The organism is Shinella sp. (genome assembly GCF_049651085.1).
Taxonomy (GTDB): Bacteria; Pseudomonadota; Alphaproteobacteria; order Rhizobiales; family Rhizobiaceae; genus Shinella.
Genome location: NZ_JBASBL010000027.1, coordinates 656,334 through 671,982, shown reverse-complemented (window position 1 = coordinate 671,982; position 15,649 = coordinate 656,334). Strand labels below are relative to the sequence as shown.

The 15,649-nt window shown below is 62.6% G+C and carries 12 protein-coding genes; 4 read left to right on the top strand and 8 right to left on the bottom strand.

The genetic code is table 11. The annotated features are described in order from the left end of the window. Window positions 1-7: 7 nt before the first annotated feature. From WA950_RS20445 to WA950_RS20430, 4 genes are all read left to right on the top strand, one after another. On the top strand, window positions 8-1,288 hold the full coding sequence (locus WA950_RS20445; RefSeq protein WP_424553558.1) for a TRAP transporter large permease: 1,281 nt from the start codon (window positions 8-10) through the stop codon (window positions 1,286-1,288). Window positions 1,289-1,344: 56 nt separating this feature from the next. Then, window positions 1,345-2,361 (top strand): TRAP transporter substrate-binding protein, encoded by a 1,017-nt coding sequence (locus tag WA950_RS20440; RefSeq protein WP_424553557.1) that lies wholly within the window; start codon window positions 1,345-1,347, stop codon window positions 2,359-2,361. 61 nt (window positions 2,362-2,422) lie between these two features. Next, window positions 2,423-3,283, top strand: coding sequence for a shikimate dehydrogenase (locus tag WA950_RS20435; protein WP_424553556.1), 861 nt, complete (start codon window positions 2,423-2,425; stop codon window positions 3,281-3,283). A 13-nt stretch (window positions 3,284-3,296) separates the two neighbouring features. Next, window positions 3,297-5,186 carry a bifunctional sugar phosphate isomerase/epimerase/4-hydroxyphenylpyruvate dioxygenase family protein gene (locus tag WA950_RS20430; RefSeq protein WP_424553555.1) on the top strand — a complete coding sequence of 630 codons (1,890 nt, stop codon included), beginning with the start codon at window positions 3,297-3,299 and terminating at the stop codon, window positions 5,184-5,186. Between the two features lie 9 nt (window positions 5,187-5,195). On the opposite strand, the gene WA950_RS20425 is transcribed toward WA950_RS20430, so the two are convergent. The 8 genes from WA950_RS20425 to WA950_RS20390 all read right to left on the bottom strand — a co-directional run bounded on the left by WA950_RS20425 (window position 5,196) and on the right by WA950_RS20390 (window position 15,455). Then, window positions 5,196-6,737 (bottom strand): SpoVR family protein, encoded by a 1,542-nt coding sequence (locus tag WA950_RS20425; protein WP_424553554.1) that lies wholly within the window; start codon window positions 6,735-6,737, stop codon window positions 5,196-5,198. An 11-nt stretch (window positions 6,738-6,748) separates the two neighbouring features. After that, window positions 6,749-8,065: a YeaH/YhbH family protein gene (locus WA950_RS20420; RefSeq protein WP_424553553.1), complete on the bottom strand. Its 1,317-nt coding sequence runs from the start codon at window positions 8,063-8,065 to the stop codon at window positions 6,749-6,751. An 81-nt stretch (window positions 8,066-8,146) separates the two neighbouring features. After that, window positions 8,147-10,096 (bottom strand): PrkA family serine protein kinase, encoded by a 1,950-nt coding sequence (locus tag WA950_RS20415; protein WP_424553552.1) that lies wholly within the window; start codon window positions 10,094-10,096, stop codon window positions 8,147-8,149. A gap of 133 nt (window positions 10,097-10,229) precedes the next feature. Then, on the bottom strand, window positions 10,230-10,979 hold the full coding sequence (locus WA950_RS20410) for an ABC transporter ATP-binding protein (RefSeq protein WP_424553551.1): 750 nt from the start codon (window positions 10,977-10,979) through the stop codon (window positions 10,230-10,232). Next, entirely contained in the window at window positions 10,976-11,809 is an 834-nt protein-coding gene (locus tag WA950_RS20405; RefSeq protein WP_424553550.1) for an ABC transporter ATP-binding protein, read from the bottom strand. The genes WA950_RS20410 and WA950_RS20405 overlap by 4 nt, the downstream gene beginning before the upstream one ends. Then, window positions 11,806-12,723 (bottom strand): nickel transporter permease, encoded by a 918-nt coding sequence (gene nikC, locus WA950_RS20400; protein ID WP_424553549.1) that lies wholly within the window; start codon window positions 12,721-12,723, stop codon window positions 11,806-11,808. Before nikC ends, WA950_RS20405 begins: the two co-directional genes overlap by 4 nt. After that, window positions 12,720-13,766, bottom strand: coding sequence for an ABC transporter permease (locus tag WA950_RS20395; RefSeq protein WP_424553609.1), 1,047 nt, complete (start codon window positions 13,764-13,766; stop codon window positions 12,720-12,722). The genes nikC and WA950_RS20395 overlap by 4 nt, the downstream gene beginning before the upstream one ends. A gap of 39 nt (window positions 13,767-13,805) precedes the next feature. Continuing rightward, window positions 13,806-15,455, bottom strand: a complete 1,650-nt coding sequence (locus WA950_RS20390) for an ABC transporter substrate-binding protein (protein ID WP_424553548.1) — start codon at window positions 15,453-15,455, stop codon at window positions 13,806-13,808. Window positions 15,456-15,649: the final 194 nt, after the last annotated feature.

Genomic DNA, 15,649 nt, shown 5'->3' with positions numbered 1-15,649 from the left:
CGCGCCGATGACCGTATCGATCTTCCTTGGCGCGCTTCTCGTTCCCATGGCGCTCGGCGTGCCGATCGCCTTCGCCCTCATCATCAGCGGCGTCGCCCTGATGATGTATCTCGGCCTCTTCGACGCGCAGATCGTCGCCCAGAACGTGCTCAACGGCGCCGACAGCTTTCCGCTGATGGCCGTGCCGTTCTTCCTGCTGGCGGGCGAGGTGATGAACACCGGCGGCCTGTCGCGCCGCATCGTGGACCTCGCCATGGCCCTGGTCGGCCATATCCGCGGCGGGCTGGGTTTCGTCGCCATCTTCGCAGCCTGTATCCTGTCGAGCCTGTCCGGTTCGGCAGTGGCCGATGCGGCGGCACTCGGCGCCCTGCTCTATCCGATGATGGTGAAATCCGGCCATGACCCGGCGCGTACAGGCGGGCTCATCGCCTCCGCCTCGATCATCGGGCCGATTATTCCGCCCTCCATCGGCTTCATCCTCTATGGCGTCATAGGCGGGGTCTCGATCACCAAGCTCTTCCTCGCCGGCATTTTTCCCGGGCTGATGATTGCCGCAGCGCTGTGTATCACCTGGCTGTTCGTCGCCCGCAAGGAGCAGTTTACCCTCCCGCCGCGCCAGAGCGGCGCGCTGCGCCTCAAGGCATTCGTCGACGCCATTTGGGCGCTGATGCTGCCGGTCATCATCATTTTCGGCCTGAAATTCGGCGTATTCACGCCGACCGAGGCCGGTGTCGTCGCAGCGGTCTATTCGCTGTTCGTCTCGATGGTCATCTACCGCGAGCTGCCGCCCACGAAGCTTTTCGGCGTCTTTGTTTCTGCCGCCAAGATCACTTCGGTCGTCATGTTCCTGGTCGCCTGCGCGTCTGTGTCGGCCTGGCTGGTCACCGTCGCCGACGTTCCGGGCGAACTGGTCTCCCTGCTCGAACCGCTGATGGACAATCAGACGCTGCTTCTGCTCGCGATCATGGCCCTCGTCATCCTGGTGGGGACCGCCATGGACATGACGCCGACCATCCTGATCATGACGCCGGTGCTGATGCCCGTCATCAAGGAGGCCGGCATCGATCCCGTCTATTTCGGCGTCCTCTTCATCATCAACAACTCCATCGGCCTGATCACACCGCCGGTCGGCACCGTGCTCAACGTCATCTGCGGGGTCGCCAAACTGAACATGGAACAATTGATGAAGGGCGTGATGCCCTTCCTCATCGCCGAAATCATCGTGCTTCTGCTGCTCGTCCTGTTTCCTCAGCTCGTCACGGTTCCCGTGGCGCTGTTGAGCAATTGAGCGACGAGGTTTCAACCGGCCAAGCGCGAAGGCGCGGCCAAACCTGGGAGGAAAACATGCTCTATACATTAAGGAAACTGGCTTTCGGGGCCATCATGCCGCTGGCCGTGCTCGCCGCCCTTCCGGCTTCGGCCGAAATCCGGGAACACCAGATCAAGTTCGCGGCTGCCAACAACAAGGGTCACCCGCAGGTGACCGGCATGGAGAAATTTGCAGAGCTGATCAAGGAAAAAAGCAGCGGCAAAATCGAGGTCAAGCTCTTCCCAGGCGGCGTACTGGGAGGCGACGTGCAGACCGTTTCGGCGCTGCAGGGCGGCGTCATCGAGATGACCGTGCTGAACGCCGGCATTCTCGCCAGCAACGTCAAGCAGTTCGGCGCCGTCGACCTGCCCTTCCTCTTCAACAGCGGCGAGGAAGCCGACAAGGTGATGGACGGTTCCTTCGGCACCGGCCTGATGGAGCTTCTGCCCGATACGGGCCTCATCGGCCTTGGTTATTGGGAACTCGGTTTCCGCAACGTCACCAACAACCGCCACCAGATCACCAAGCTGGAGGACATCAACGGGCTGAAGATCCGCACGATCCAGTCGCCGATCCCGATCGAGCTGTTCAACAGCCTCGGCGCGAACGCCGTGCCGCTGCCCTATACCGAGCTGTACACCGCACTCGAAACCGGCACCGTCGATGGCCAGGAAAATCCGGCCGCCAACATCCTCAATGCCAAATTCTACGAAGTGCAGAAATACATGACGGTCACCCGTCACCAGTACAATCCGCAGATCGTACTGATCAGCAAGAAGACCTGGGACGGGTTGAACGACGAGGAAAAGGCAGTCTTCCAGTCCGCCGCAACGGAAGCCCGCGACTACCAGCGCAAGATCTCTCGCGAGCTTGACGCCAAGGCGCTTGAGGACATCAAGGCCACGGGCATGGAAGTCGGCGAGCTGTCGGCCGAGGAAACCCAGAGACTGCGCGACGCCGTCAAGCCGCTGATCGACAAGTTCAGCGCCGAGATCGGCCAGGAGACGGTCTCCGCGCTCTTCAATGAACTCGAAACGATCCGCGGCAAGTAGAGCCCGCGAACCGGCCCACCCGCACCGGTGGGCCGGACCTTTCCCCAATGGATTTCGAGAGATGAACGAGACGCTGCTCAAACCGATGAAGGCCGGGCTGATCGGTTCCGGTATTCAGGCATCACTGACCCCCGCCATGCATATGCGCGAGGGCGAGGCGCAGGGCTTCTCCTATGAATACGAGCTGATCGACCTCAGTCAGATCGGCGCGACGCCGGAGGATCTGCCGCGTCTGCTCGATGAAGCGGAGGCGCGCGGGCTTTCCGGGCTCAACATCACCTATCCCTGCAAGCAGAGCGTCATAGCCTTTCTCGACGATCTCTCGCCGCAAGCCCGCGATCTGGGCGCGGTCAACACCGTCGTGCTGCGCGACGGCAAGCGTCATGGCCACAACACCGACTGGTGGGGCTTTGCCGAAAGCTTCCGCGAGGGGCTGCCGCATGCGGACCTTTCATCCGCCCTGCAGCTCGGCGCGGGCGGCGCGGGTGCCGCCACCGCCTATGCGCTCCTGTCGCTCGGCCTGCGGTCGCTTCTCATCTTCGACCGGGAGACGGAGCGCGCGGCATCGCTCGCACAGACCATGACCGCGCTCTTCCCGGATACCGTGATCGAGGTCGCGCACGATCTGGGTGCTGCAATGCAGGCAGTTGCCGGCCTCGTGCACGCAACGCCGACCGGCATGGCGAAATATCCCGGCCTTCCGTTGCCAGCCGACCTCCTTTCGCCCCGGCACTGGGTGGCCGAGGTCGTCTATTTCCCGCTCGAAACCGCCCTGCTGCGTGAGGCGCGACGGCGCGGCTGCCAGACGCTCGACGGGGGCGGCATGGCTGTCTACCAGGCCGTCGGCGCGTTCCGCCTGTTCACCCGGCGCGAACCGGACGCCGCACGCATGCTGGTTCATTTCAACACCCTCGCCCGCTGAAGGGAATGCCGTCATGAAGACCTCAATCGCAACCGTCTCGCTCAGCGGCGATCTGCGCGAAAAGCTCGGGGCCATTGCCAAGGCCGGCTTCGACGGCGTTGAGATCTTCGAGAACGACTTCCTTGTCTTCGACGAGAGCCCGCGACAGCTTGGCCGCATGGTGCGGGATTTCGGCCTGGAAATCACCCTGTTCCAGCCCTTCCGCGATTTCGAGGGCATGCCCGAGCCGCTGCGCAGCCGCACCTTCGACCGGGCCGAACGCAAGTTTGACCTCATGCAGGAAATGGGGACCGACCTCGTCCTCGTCTGCTCGAACGTCTCCAGCGCCGCTCTCGGCGGGCTCGACCGCGCTGCCGCCGATTTTCGCGAGTTGGGCGAGCGCGCAGCAAAGCGCGGCCTCAGGGTCGGCTACGAAGCGCTTGCCTGGGGCCGGCATATCAACGACCACCGCGATGCGTGGGAGATCGTGCGCCGCGCCGACCATCCCAATATCGGGCTGATCCTCGACAGTTTCCACACACTGGCGCGCAGGATCGACGTCAACTCGATCCGTTCGATCCCGAAGGAGAAGATCTTCATCATTCAGCTTGCCGATGCGCCGAAGATAGACATGGACCTCCTCTACTGGAGCCGGCACTTCCGCAACATGCCGGGCGAAGGCGAATTGCCCGTCGAGGACTTCATGGCCGCCGTCGCCGAGACGGGCTACGATGGCTACCTTTCGCTGGAGATCTTCAACGACCAGTTCCGGGGTGGTTCGCCCAGCGCCATCGCCGCCGACGGGCACCGGTCCCTGCTCTATCTCGGCGACCAGGTGCGGCGTGCCAATCCGGGCTTGCCCCTCGCCGTGCCGGACATGCCGGCGCGCAGCCGTGTAGAGGGTGTCGCCTTCATCGAGTTCACGGTGGACGCTTCAGAAGCGCCGGATATAGAGGCCATGATCGCGACGCTCGGCTTTCATCGTGACGCCTGCCATAAGACCAAGAACGTTACCGTGTTTCGGCAGGGCGAGATCAGGCTGGTCGTCAATGCGGACGAGCGCGGCTTCGCCTCCTCCTCCTATCTGGTGCATGGAACCTCCGCCTATGCGATGGGCCTTCTGGTCGAGGATGCCCGGGCGGCGCAGCAACGCGCCATCGCGCTCGGCGCGGAAGCCTTCGCGCAGCCGATCGATCCCGGCGAGATCGAGATGCCCGCCGTGCGTGGCGTCGGCGGCGGCATTCTCTATTTCCTCGACCGGACGAGCGACCTGTCGCGCATCTGGGACATCGAATTCGAGCCTGTGCCCAATACCGAATATGCGCGCGATGCCGGGCTGCGGGGCATCGACCACGTCGCCCAGACCATGCCCTATGACGAGCTTCTGACCTGGCTGCTGTTCTACACCTCGATCTTCGAGGCCGAAAAGACGCCGATGGTCGACATCGTCGATCCGTCCGGCCTCGTGCGCAGCCAGGCCGTGGAAAACGAGGAAGGGTCGCTGCGTATCACCATGAACGGCGCGGAGAATCGCAACACGGTTGCCGGGCGCTTCATCACGGAGACCTTCGGCTCGGGCATCCAACACCTCGCCTTCACCACCAGCGACATTTTCGCCACCGCCGACGCACTGGCCGCGAACGGCTTCGTCGCGCTTGAGATTTCACGCAACTACTATGACGATCTCGAGGCCCGTTTCGGCCTCGATCCCGAGCTCACCGAGCGGCTGCAGGCGCGCAATATCCTCTATGACCGGGACGAGCACGGCGAATATTTCCAGCTCTACAGCCCCACCTACCATGAGGGGTTCTTCTTCGAGATCGTGGAACGCCGGGGCTATCGCGGCTATGGCGCGGCCAATGCGATCTTCCGCATCGCAGCCCTGCGCCGCCATTTGCGGCCGACGGGCATGCCGCGAGCCTGATCGCACCAGTCACGCCTCGTCCGACACACACTCGTAGAGAATCTTGCCGGTGATTGCCTCGACACCTTCAAGGCTCACACCATAGCCCCAGAGCCGGCGGATATGGGCGAGGGTCGCATCGCGGTTCGGCACTTCCAGAAGCAGGCCGCTCTTGACGGTGTGGCGCAGCCGCAATTGCCGGTCGCCGAGAAGATCGACGTCGACCACCTGGATATCCGGTCTGTTGGCTCCCGGATCATAGAGGCGGGAGAGCGCTGCGCGCACTTCCGAATAGCCCCGCTCGTCGTGGATGGAGGCAACCTGGCAGAACCGGTCCCTGGCGCGGTCGGACAGATGGAAAAGGCGGAATTTGCGGATCAGCGCCGGGCTCAGATATTGCAGGATGAAGGATTCGTCGCGGTGGTTCTCCCACGCGTCGATCAGCGTGCCCATCGCGTCGCCGTTGCCGGCAATGTCGGGAAACCAGTCCCGGTCCTCGGTGGTCGGCTTCGTGCAGATGCGCTCGATATCCTGCATCATGGCAAAGCCAAGCGCATAAGGATTGATGCCGGAATAGCGCCGGTCGTCAAAGCCCGGCTGGAAGACGACATTGGCATGGCTCGCCAGGAGTTCCAGCATGGCGCCCTCGCTCATCCTGCCCTGATCGAAAAGCCGGTTGATGATCGTATAGTGCACGTAGGTGGCGCATCCCTCGTTCATCACCTTGGTCTGGCCCTGCGGATAGAAATATTGCGCGATGACGCGGACGATCCTGAGAATTTCCCTTTGCCAGGGCTCGAGGATCAGGCTGTGCTTTTCGAGGAAGTAGAGCAGGTTTTCTTCAGGAAGGCTCAGCGCCTTCTTGCGCTCGAGCGCCTCTTCTTCCGCCTCTGCAATGCTGACGGTGCCGGTCGCCATCGGCAAGGTCCGCCACAGGTCGCTATAGGTCTGCTCTTCGTATTCCAGCCGCTCGCGCGCCCGCTCCGTCACCTTGGCGGGCGATAGCCGGGGCGGCCGGCGATAGTGGAAGACGCCCTGATCCATCAGCGCATGGGCGGAATCGAGAATTTCCTCCACGGCGGCCAGCCCGTGCCGCTCCTCGCACTTGGCGATGTATTTCTTGGCGAAGTCCATATAGCCGAGGATCGCGCCGGCATCGGTCCACTGGCGAAAGAGGTAGTTGTTCTTGAAGAAATGGTTGTGGCCGAAGGCGGCATGCGCGGTCACCAGCGCCTGCATCGGCATGGTGTTTTCTTCCATGAGATAGGTGATGCAAGGATTGGAGTTGATGACCAGCTCATAGGCGAGCCCCCGCCAGCCCTTGCGGTAGAAATGGCTTTCGAAGACGAACCGTTTGCCGAAGGACCAGTGCTGGTACATCAGCGGCATGCCGATGGAGGAATAGGCATCCAGCATCTGCTCGGAGGAGATGACCTCGATCTGGTTCGGATAGACGTCCAGCCCCATTTCGCCGACTGCAATTTCCTCAATGGCATCATAGGCGTGCGATAGCGACGCAAAGCTCCACTCGGAACTTTCAAACAGCAGTGGGGAGGACGGACGGCTTGCCATGCGATCCTCCCCTAGGCGCGCAATGCGACGGGTTGACGGGCAAAGAGCTTGCGGAACACCGGATAGATATCGGCGGGCCGGGCGATGCGCGTCATCTGGAAATTCGGCACCGCGCCGTCGACGATGCGATAGGCGCGCCAGAGGGAGGTGCCGTTGTCCGTCGTGCCGAAGATCTCGCTCTCACGCTCGTCGATGATCTCGACATAGGCATAATACTGGCAGAGCTTCATCAACTCGTCCCGCAGGAGCGTGGCGCAGAGGTCGGAGTCGCCGGAGGCATTGTCGCCGTCCGAGGCCTGGGCCGCGTAGATGTTCCAGATGTTCGACGGATAGCGGTCGAGGATGATGCGCTGCATTTCCTCCAGCGCCGTCGAGACGATCGTGCCGCCGCTCTGCTTGCTGAAGAAGAAGGTTTCCTCGTCTACCTCCCGCGCCTCGTCGGTGTGGCGGATGAAGACGATATCGATGCGCTCGTAGCGGCGCTTGAGAAACAGGTGGAGCAGAACGAAGAAGCGTTTTGCCAGATCCTTCTCACGCTCGCCCATCGAGGCCGAGACGTCCATCAGGCAGAACATCACCGCACTGGCATTCGGCATCGGCAGGCGCTCGAAGCGGTTGAAGCGCACATCGACGGGATCGACATAGGCGATGCGCTTGCGCCGCCGTTCAAGGCCGTCCAATACCGCCCGCAGTTCCGCCAGCCGCCGGCGCTGCGGCTGGGAAGGGTTCGCTTCCTCTTCCAGCGCGGCGATCTCGCCTACGACCTCCAAGTATTCCTGCTCGCTCGGCCGCCCGAGCGCGATGCGCCGCCCGTAACTGTTGCGCATCGTGCGCCCGACATTGATGTTGCTCGGCGTGCCCGAGGTCGTGAAGCCGACGCGATGGGACCTGTAGGATACGGTCTCCTTGAGGTTGAGCTTGACCATGTCGGGAAGCTCAAGATCCTCGAAGAAGAGATCCAGCACCTCATCGCGCGACAGGACGAAGAGAAAGTCGTCGTCCCCCTCGCCCCGCCCGGGGCCGCGCCCGCTCCCCTCGCCGCCGCCGGCCTGCGGCTTGGCGATCCGGTCGCCAGCCGAAAAGCTTTCATTGCCGGGCAGCACATGATGCCGCTCGCCGCTGTCGGCGGAATGGCGGAAACTCGGCTCGTCGGCGCCGCGCCGGGGAACGGGGACGCCATGGGCGGCGTCCACGTCGGCGATCCGGTCCGACTTGACCTGATCGCGGATCGACCGCTTCAATTCGTCATGCACCCGTTTCAGGAAGCGCTGCCGGTTACCGAGGCTGCGGTCCTTGGGGTTCAGGCGGCGATCGATGAAATTCGGCATTTGCCAGTCCCCGCTCCAAAACCTTTACGCAACTGCGGACGCAAACCAGTTCACGCTCTTGCCGGAACTGCGCCGGTGTCGTCAGCCGGCCTTGTTGACGCGCATGTACCAGTCGACGAGGCGCCGGACCTGACGAACGGTATAACCGCGCTCGGTCATCCGCTCGACGAATTCGGCGTGCTGCTTCTCGGTGGAGCTGTCCTTCTTCGAGCCGAAACTGATGACCGGCAACAGATCCTCCACCTGACCGAACATACGCTTCTCGATGACTTCGCGCAGCTTTTCGTAGCTCGTCCAGGCCGGATTGCGTCCGCCATTGCGGGCGCGGGCGCGCAGGGTGAACTTGACGACCTCGTTGCGGAAGTCCTTGGGGTTGGCAATGCCGGCGGGCTTCTCGATCTGCGACAGCTCGCTGTCGAGGATGTCGCGGTTGAGGATCTGCCCCGTGTCGGGGTCCTTGAAGTCCTGATCTTCCAGCCAGGCATCCGCATAGGAGATGTAGCGGTCAAAGAGATTCTGGCCGTATTCGCTATAGGATTCCAGATAGGCCTTCTGGATTTCATGACCGATGAACTCGGCATAGCGGGCCGCCAGTTCCGAGCGGATGAAATCGAGATAGCCCGCCTCGATCTCCTTGGGAAACTGTTCCCGCCGGATCGCCTGCTCGAGAATGTACATCAGGTGAACCGAGTCGGCCGCGACCTCCCTGGTATCGTAGTTGAAGGTTTCCGACAGGACCTTGAAGGCGAAGCGCGTGCTGATGCCCCGCATGCCTTCGTCGACGCCGGCGGCGTCACGATATTCCTGCAGGGATTTCGCTTTCGGATCGGTGTCCTTCAGGTTCTCGCCGTCATAGACGCGCATCTTGGTATAGGTCGGCGAGTTCTCATGCGCCGCAAGACGCGTGGCGACGGTGAAGCGGCTGAGATTTTCAAGGACTTCCGGCGCGCAGGGGCTATTGGACAATTCGCTCTCGCGCAGCAGCTTTTCATAGATCAGCCGCTCCTCGGTCACGCGCAGGCAATAGGGCACCTTCACGACGAGGATACGGTCGAGGAAAGCCTCGTTGTTCTTGTTGTGCTTGAACTGCAGCCATTCCGACTCGTTGGAATGGGCGAGCACGATGCCCTGATAGGGGAAGGAGCCGAAGTTCTCCGTGCCGTTGTAGCTGCCCTCCTGCGTGGCGGTCAGCAGCGGGTGCAGCACCTTGATAGGCGCCTTGAACATTTCGACAAACTCGAGCAGGCCCTGCGTCGTGCGGTTGAGACCGCCACTGAAGGAATAGGCATCGGGATCGGCCTGGCTGAAATTCTCGAGCTGGCGGATATCGACCTTGCCGACCAGCGCCGAGACGTCCTGGTTGTTCTCGTCGCCGGGCTCCGTCTTGGCGATGCCGATCTGGCGCAGCCGGGAAGGCATGAGCTTGACGACGCTGAACTTGGAAATGTCGCCGCCAATCTCGTCGAGCCGCTTCGTCGCCCAGGGCGAGATGAGCCCGGTGAGGCGTCGCTTGGCGATGCCATACTTCTCCTCCAGAAGATCGCCCATCCGCTCGCGGCTGAAAAGGCCGAGTGGAGATTCGAATACCGGGCTGACCTTGCCGTCGATGGCGAGCGTGTAGATCGGCTGCTCCTCCATCAGCTTCTTCAGGCGCTCGGCGAGCGACGACTTTCCGCCGCCGACGGGCCCGAGCAGGTAAAGGATCTGCTTGCGTTCCTCCAGACCCTGCGCGGCATAGCGGAAGTAGCCGACGATCCTCTCGACGGTGTCTTCCATGCCGAAGAAATCGGCAAAGGAGGGATAGAGCTTGATGGTCCGGTTGGCGAAGATGCGCCCGAGGCGTTCGTCCGCGCTGGTATCGACCAGCTTGGGCTCGCCGATGGCCGTCACCATCCGCTCCGGTGCGGTGGCGTACATCGTTCGGTCTTCACGGCAGGCGAGCAGGTATTCCTGAAGGCTCAGTTCTTCCTGCGCCGTACTCGCGTAAGTTTTGGAAAAGAGGTCGAAAATGTCGCTGCCAGCGGTTGCCATGGAAACACCCCCACGCTTGCTGGGCGAGTGTGATTCGTTTCTCACCCGATGCAAATATAGTAACGGATTTGCGCTACAATTTGTTCATGCATTTGAAGTTTGAACACAATTTATTTACAGGCGACATCCTGGATCAGCCGCTGCGCCGGAACCCTTCGCTCGCGGCGAGCAGGCCACGCGTGTAATCTTCAGTCACCCTGCGCTCCGAAAGATCCGCGGAGGACAGCTCCTCAACCGTGCGTCCATACTGCATGACCATCAGCCGATCACACATATGGGTGACGACGGCAAGGTCGTGGCTGACCATGACGAAGGTGAGCTTGCGGGCGGCACGCAGTTGCTCGAGCAGGTTCAGCACTTCGGCCTGAACCGAGGCGTCGAGTGCCGAGGTCGGCTCGTCGAGCAGCAGGATGGACGGTTCGAGGATCAGCGCGCGGGCGATCGCCACGCGCTGGCGCTGGCCACCGGAAAGCTGGTGCGAATAGCGGAAGCGGAAGCCGGAGCCGAGTCCCACCTCTTCGAGCGCCCGCACGATACGGTTCTCGGTATCGTCGAAGCCATGAACGGCAAGCGGCTCCAGAAGCAGCCGGTCGACGGTCTGGCGCGGATGCAGAGATCCGTAGGGATCCTGGAACACCATCTGGACCTGCCGGTAGAAGGCCTTGTCGCGCTTGCGGCCGAGCACCTTGCCATCGACGGTGATCGTGCCGGCGGAAACCGGCGCAAGCCCTGCCAGGGCGCGCAGAAGCGTCGACTTGCCGGAACCGGATTCGCCGACCAGCCCGAATGACTCGCCGGACGCGACCGAAAGGCTGACATTGTCCAGCGCCGTGAAATCGTCATAGACGACGCTGACGCTGTCGATCGTGAGAGCCGGCGTCATAAGCTCCACTCCGGTTTGCGGTCGAGCACGGGCAGCGGATGCCTCCCGGCGCCGATCTGCGGCATGCAGTTGAGAAGCCCCCGCGTATAGGGGTGCTTCGCCTCGGAAAGCTGCGCGGCCGGCAGTTCCTCGACGATGCGGCCCGCATACATGACGATGACGCGGTCGCAAAAGGAGGAGACAAGCCGAAGGTCGTGTGAAATGAAGATCAGCCCCATGCCCCGGTCGGCGACGAGCCTGTTGAGGATATCAAGCACGTCGAGCTGCACCGTCACGTCGAGCGCCGAGGTCGGCTCGTCGGCGATCAGCAGTTCCGGCCCGGCGATCAGCATCATGGCGATCATGGCGCGCTGGCCCATGCCGCCCGACACTTCGTGCGGATAGAGGTCGTAGACGCGCTCGGGATCACGGATCTGCACGGCCGCGAGCATGTCGAGCGCACGCTTCCTCGCCTCCACCCGCCCCACCGGCTCATGCGTGCGAAGCGTCTCGACGATCTGCCGGCCGATGGTCATGACCGGGTTGAGCGAATATTTCGGGTCCTGCAGGATCATCGCGATGCGCTTGCCGCGCAGCGCCCGCCGTTCGGCCCTCGACGCCTTGAGAAGGTCGATCCCGTTGAATTCCAGCCTCTTTGCGGCGATATCGCCGTGTTCCGCCGTAAGGCCCATGATGGCGCGGCCGGTCTGAGACTTACCCGAGCCGGATTCTCCGACGATACCGAGCCGCTCGCGGCCGAGCGTGAAGGAGACGCCGCGCACGGCCTCGATAAGGCCGGTGCGCGTCGGGAAGGAGACGCGAAGGTCTTCGACGTGAAGGAGCGCGCTCACTGGCCGCTCCCGCGCGGATCGAGCGCATCGCGAAGGCCGTCACCGAGAAGGTTGAAGCCGAGGCTGACGATGAGGATGGCAAAGCCGGGCATGGCGGCGACCCACCATTGATCGAGAATGAAGCGGCGGCCGGAGGCGATCATCGCACCCCATTCGGGCAGCGGCGGCTGTGCGCCAAGGCCGAGGAAGCCGAGGCCCGCCGCCGTAAGGATGATGCCCGCCATGTCGAGCGTCACGCGCACGATGAGCGAGGAAATGCACAGTGGCATGATATGGCGCAGCACGATGCGCCACGGGGACGCCCCCATCAGCTGCACGGCCAGAATATAATCCGAATTGCGCACTGTCAGCGTCTCGGCCCGCGCGATACGCGCATAGGGGGGCCAGGAGGTGATGGCGATGGCGATGATGGCATTGCCGATGCCCGGGCCGAGCGCCGCGACGAAGGCAAGCGCCAGGACGAGCTTGGGAAAGGCGAGGAAAATGTCGGTGATACGCATCAGCACCGCATCCACCCAGCCGCCCGCATAGCCGGCGACCGTGCCGACGAGAAGGCCGAGGGGCGCGGCGATGATCGCCACCAGCAGCACGACCTGCAAGGTGAGGCGCGAACCGTAGATGAGGCGAGAGAGGATGTCGCGGCCCTGGTCGTCCGTGCCGAGCCAGTGGACCGCCCCCGGCGCCTGCAGGCGGGCATTCGCAAGGTCGCCGACATAGGGCGAATGGGGCGCGAGCAGCGGCGCGAAGATGGCAAGGAAGACGAGGCCGAGGATGATCAGCAGGCCGAGGACGGCGAGCCGGTTGGCGGTGAAGCGCCGCCAGGCGACATAGGCGCGGCCGAGCCGGGCCTGCAGGCGCGATTGCGGCCGGTCGGTCAAAAGCCATTCGCGGCGGGTCATGGCGACTTCGCTCATCGCGTCCTCGTTCGGGGATCGAGCATGCGGTAAAGCACGTCGGAGAGAAGATTGATGGCGATGAAGACGGAACCGATGACGATGGTGCCGCCGAGCACCGCGTTCATGTCGGCGTTTTGCAGGGAATTGGTAATGTAGAGGCCAAGGCCCGGCCAGGCGAAGACGGTTTCCGTCAGCACAGAGCCTTCCAGAAGGCCGGCATAGGAGAGCGCGATCACCGTGACGAGCGGCACGGCGGCATTGCGCAGTGCATGGCCCCAAATGATGCGGGTTTCCGACAGGCCTTTCGCACGCGCCGCGACAATGTATTCCTGCCCCAGCTCGTTGAGCATAAAGGAACGCGTCATGCGGCTGATATAGGCCATGGAGAAATAGCCGAGCAGCGAGGCCGGCAGGATGATGTGCGAAAAGATATCGCGGAAGGCCGCCCAGTCGCGGTTGATGATCGCGTCGAGCAGATAGAAACCGGTGACCGGCGTGAAGGTATATTCGAACACCACGTCGATGCGGCCGGGGCCGGAGACCCAGCCGAGGCGGGCATAGAAGACAAGGAGCGCCAGAAGGCCGAGCCAGAAGATCGGCACCGAATATCCGACAAGGCCGATGATGCGCACGATCTGGTCGACAAGGCTGCCGCGCTTGACGGCCGCCAGGACGCCGAGCGGAATTCCCAATGAAGCGCCGATGACTGTGCCTACCGTGGCAAGCTCCATGGTCGCCGGGAAGACGCGGCGGATGTCGGTCATCACCGGATTTGTGGTGAGCACCGACGTGCCGAAATCGCCCTGCAAAACGCCTTTCACATACAGGAGAAATTGCTGGTAGTACGGCAGGTTGAAGCCCATCTCCTGGCGCACGCGCTCAACGACGTGCTCCGGCGCCCGGTCGCCGACAATCGCCAGCACCGGATCGATCGGCACGACGCGGCCGATGAAGAAGGTCACGGCGAGAAGGCCGAGATAGGTGGTCGCGACGACCACGACGAAGCCGGCGACCGATTTGAGGATCGTGAAGGCGCGCCGATTGGCGCGCCTTTCCGGCATTTGGCTTTCAGCAGTGCTCAAGGAACCGATCCTTCAGGCCTATTCCTTGTTCACCGTCGCAAGGAAGTTCGTATCCATGGTCGGACCGAGCTTGTAGTTCTTCACTACGCCACGCACCCCGGCTACTTCGATCTGCTGGAAGATCATGACGAAGGGGCTGGTGTCCAGCGCTTCCTGCTGCAGTTTCTTGTACATCTCCGCGCGCTTGTCGTTGTCACGCTCGAGAAGCGCTGCCTTGGCCTCTTCCGTCAGTTGCGGGATGTCCCAGGCATTGCGCCAGGCGAGCGTCTTGACCGAGGCCTCGTCGCCATTGTCCGGGTTCGAGGTGAAGGCTTCGCCGTTCGAGTTCGGATCCCAGTAGTCCATGCCCCACTGGCCGATATACATATCGTGGTTGCGGGCGCGGTACTTGGTGAGCGTCTGCTTGCCGTCGCCGGGGATGATCTCGACCTTCACGCCGGCCTGACCAGCGGTCTGCTGGAAGGATTCGGCAATGCCCGTCACGGGCTGCGTGTTGCGCACGTCGAAAGTGACGGACAGACCGTCCTTCAGACCCGCCTTTTCCAGCAGTTCCTTGGCCTTGGCGACGTCGAACTTGTACGGGTTGGAATCCAGCGCACCGAGCACACCCTTGGCCTGATAGGTCTGGCGAATTTCGCCGATGCCCTTGATGAGGGTCGCCCCGATGGCGTCATAGTCGACGAGATACTTGAGGGCCTCGCGCACTTCCGGCTTGGCGAGGTTCTCGTTCTTCTGGTTGAGGCTGATGTAATAGACCGTGCCCTTCGGCGCGCTGGCCGTGGTAAGGCTGGTATTCTTGGAAACAGCTTCGTAGTCACCCGGCTCCAAGTTGCGGGCGACGTCGACGTCACCGGCTTCCAGCATCAGGCGCTGGGTCGCGCTTTCCTTGACGTGTCGGTAGATGACACGAGCGAGCGCCGGCTTGTCGCCGTAGTAGTTGTCGTTGCGCTCCATGACGAGGATTTCATTGGCGCGCCAGTCGCGGATCTTGAACGGGCCGGAGCCGGCAAAGTTGGTCTTCATCCACGCATAGCCGAAATCGGTATCGTATTTGTACTCATCGCTCGGTGTGGTGGATTCGGCGTGTTCCATCACCAGCTTCTTGTCGAGTACGGCGCCCACCGTCGCGGTCAGGCAGTTCAGCACGAAGCTCGGCGCGTAGGCCTTGTCGACGGTGAAGACGAAAGTGGCCTCATCCACGGCCTTGGCCTTTTCCGTGACGTTGTCGCCCGTCAGGCCGAACTGGGTGAGGATGAAGGCGGGGCTCTTGTCGAGCTTGACGGCGCGCTCGAAGGACCAGGCGACGTCCTCGGCGGTGATAGGATTGCCGGAAGCGAACTTGATGCCCGGCTTCAGCTTGAACGTATAGGTGAGGCCATCGTCGGAAACGGTCCAGCTGTCGGCGATGCCGCCCTTGACCTTGGTCGTGTCGGCGACGTCGAGACGCACCAGCATGTCATAGGCGTTGCCGATGAATTCGGCGGGGCTCAGCTCGAAGGATTCGGCCGGGTCGAGCGTGATCGTATCGTCGATCGCCCAGGCCTGGACCAGCGTATCGGCCGGCGTTTCAGCGAAGGCCGGCGCCACGCCGCCCGAGACGAGCAGCAGCGAGAAGGCCGCACCGGCGAGCAGCGGGCGAATATGCATCGAGATCTTTTCCCTGTTCATTTCCAGTTCCCCGTTTTTTAACGATTGTCCTTCGGGCACCCGGTGATGCCGGCTGCCATTTTCGAAATACAATCATACTCCTGCAGGCAAATATAGCCCCCATCACCACTCATTCCGGTACGCTAAAACAGCGCCTGCCGGCGCGGACAGGAAAACCGGGGCGGCGGGCGGGCGTCTCTGCCGGCTGGCGATGG

Excerpts from the sequence above, each read along its gene's own strand:
- WA950_RS20445 (WP_424553558.1), top strand. The coding sequence starts at position 8 with ATGACCGTATCGATCTTCCTTGGCGCGCTTCTCGTTCCCATGGCGCTC.
- WA950_RS20440 (WP_424553557.1), top strand. The coding sequence starts at position 1,345 with ATGCTCTATACATTAAGGAAACTGGCTTTCGGGGCCATCATGCCGCTG.
- WA950_RS20435 (WP_424553556.1), top strand. The coding sequence starts at position 2,423 with ATGAACGAGACGCTGCTCAAACCGATGAAGGCCGGGCTGATCGGTTCC.
- WA950_RS20430 (WP_424553555.1), top strand. The coding sequence starts at position 3,297 with ATGAAGACCTCAATCGCAACCGTCTCGCTCAGCGGCGATCTGCGCGAA.
- WA950_RS20425 (WP_424553554.1), bottom strand. The coding sequence starts at position 6,737 with ATGGCAAGCCGTCCGTCCTCCCCACTGCTGTTTGAAAGTTCCGAGTGG.
- WA950_RS20420 (WP_424553553.1), bottom strand. The coding sequence starts at position 8,065 with ATGCCGAATTTCATCGATCGCCGCCTGAACCCCAAGGACCGCAGCCTC.
- WA950_RS20415 (WP_424553552.1), bottom strand. The coding sequence starts at position 10,096 with ATGGCAACCGCTGGCAGCGACATTTTCGACCTCTTTTCCAAAACTTAC.
- WA950_RS20410 (WP_424553551.1), bottom strand. The coding sequence starts at position 10,979 with ATGACGCCGGCTCTCACGATCGACAGCGTCAGCGTCGTCTATGACGAT.
- nikC (WP_424553549.1), bottom strand. The coding sequence starts at position 12,723 with ATGAGCGAAGTCGCCATGACCCGCCGCGAATGGCTTTTGACCGACCGG.
- WA950_RS20395 (WP_424553609.1), bottom strand. The coding sequence starts at position 13,766 with ATGCCGGAAAGGCGCGCCAATCGGCGCGCCTTCACGATCCTCAAATCG.
- WA950_RS20390 (WP_424553548.1), bottom strand. The coding sequence starts at position 15,455 with ATGAACAGGGAAAAGATCTCGATGCATATTCGCCCGCTGCTCGCCGGT.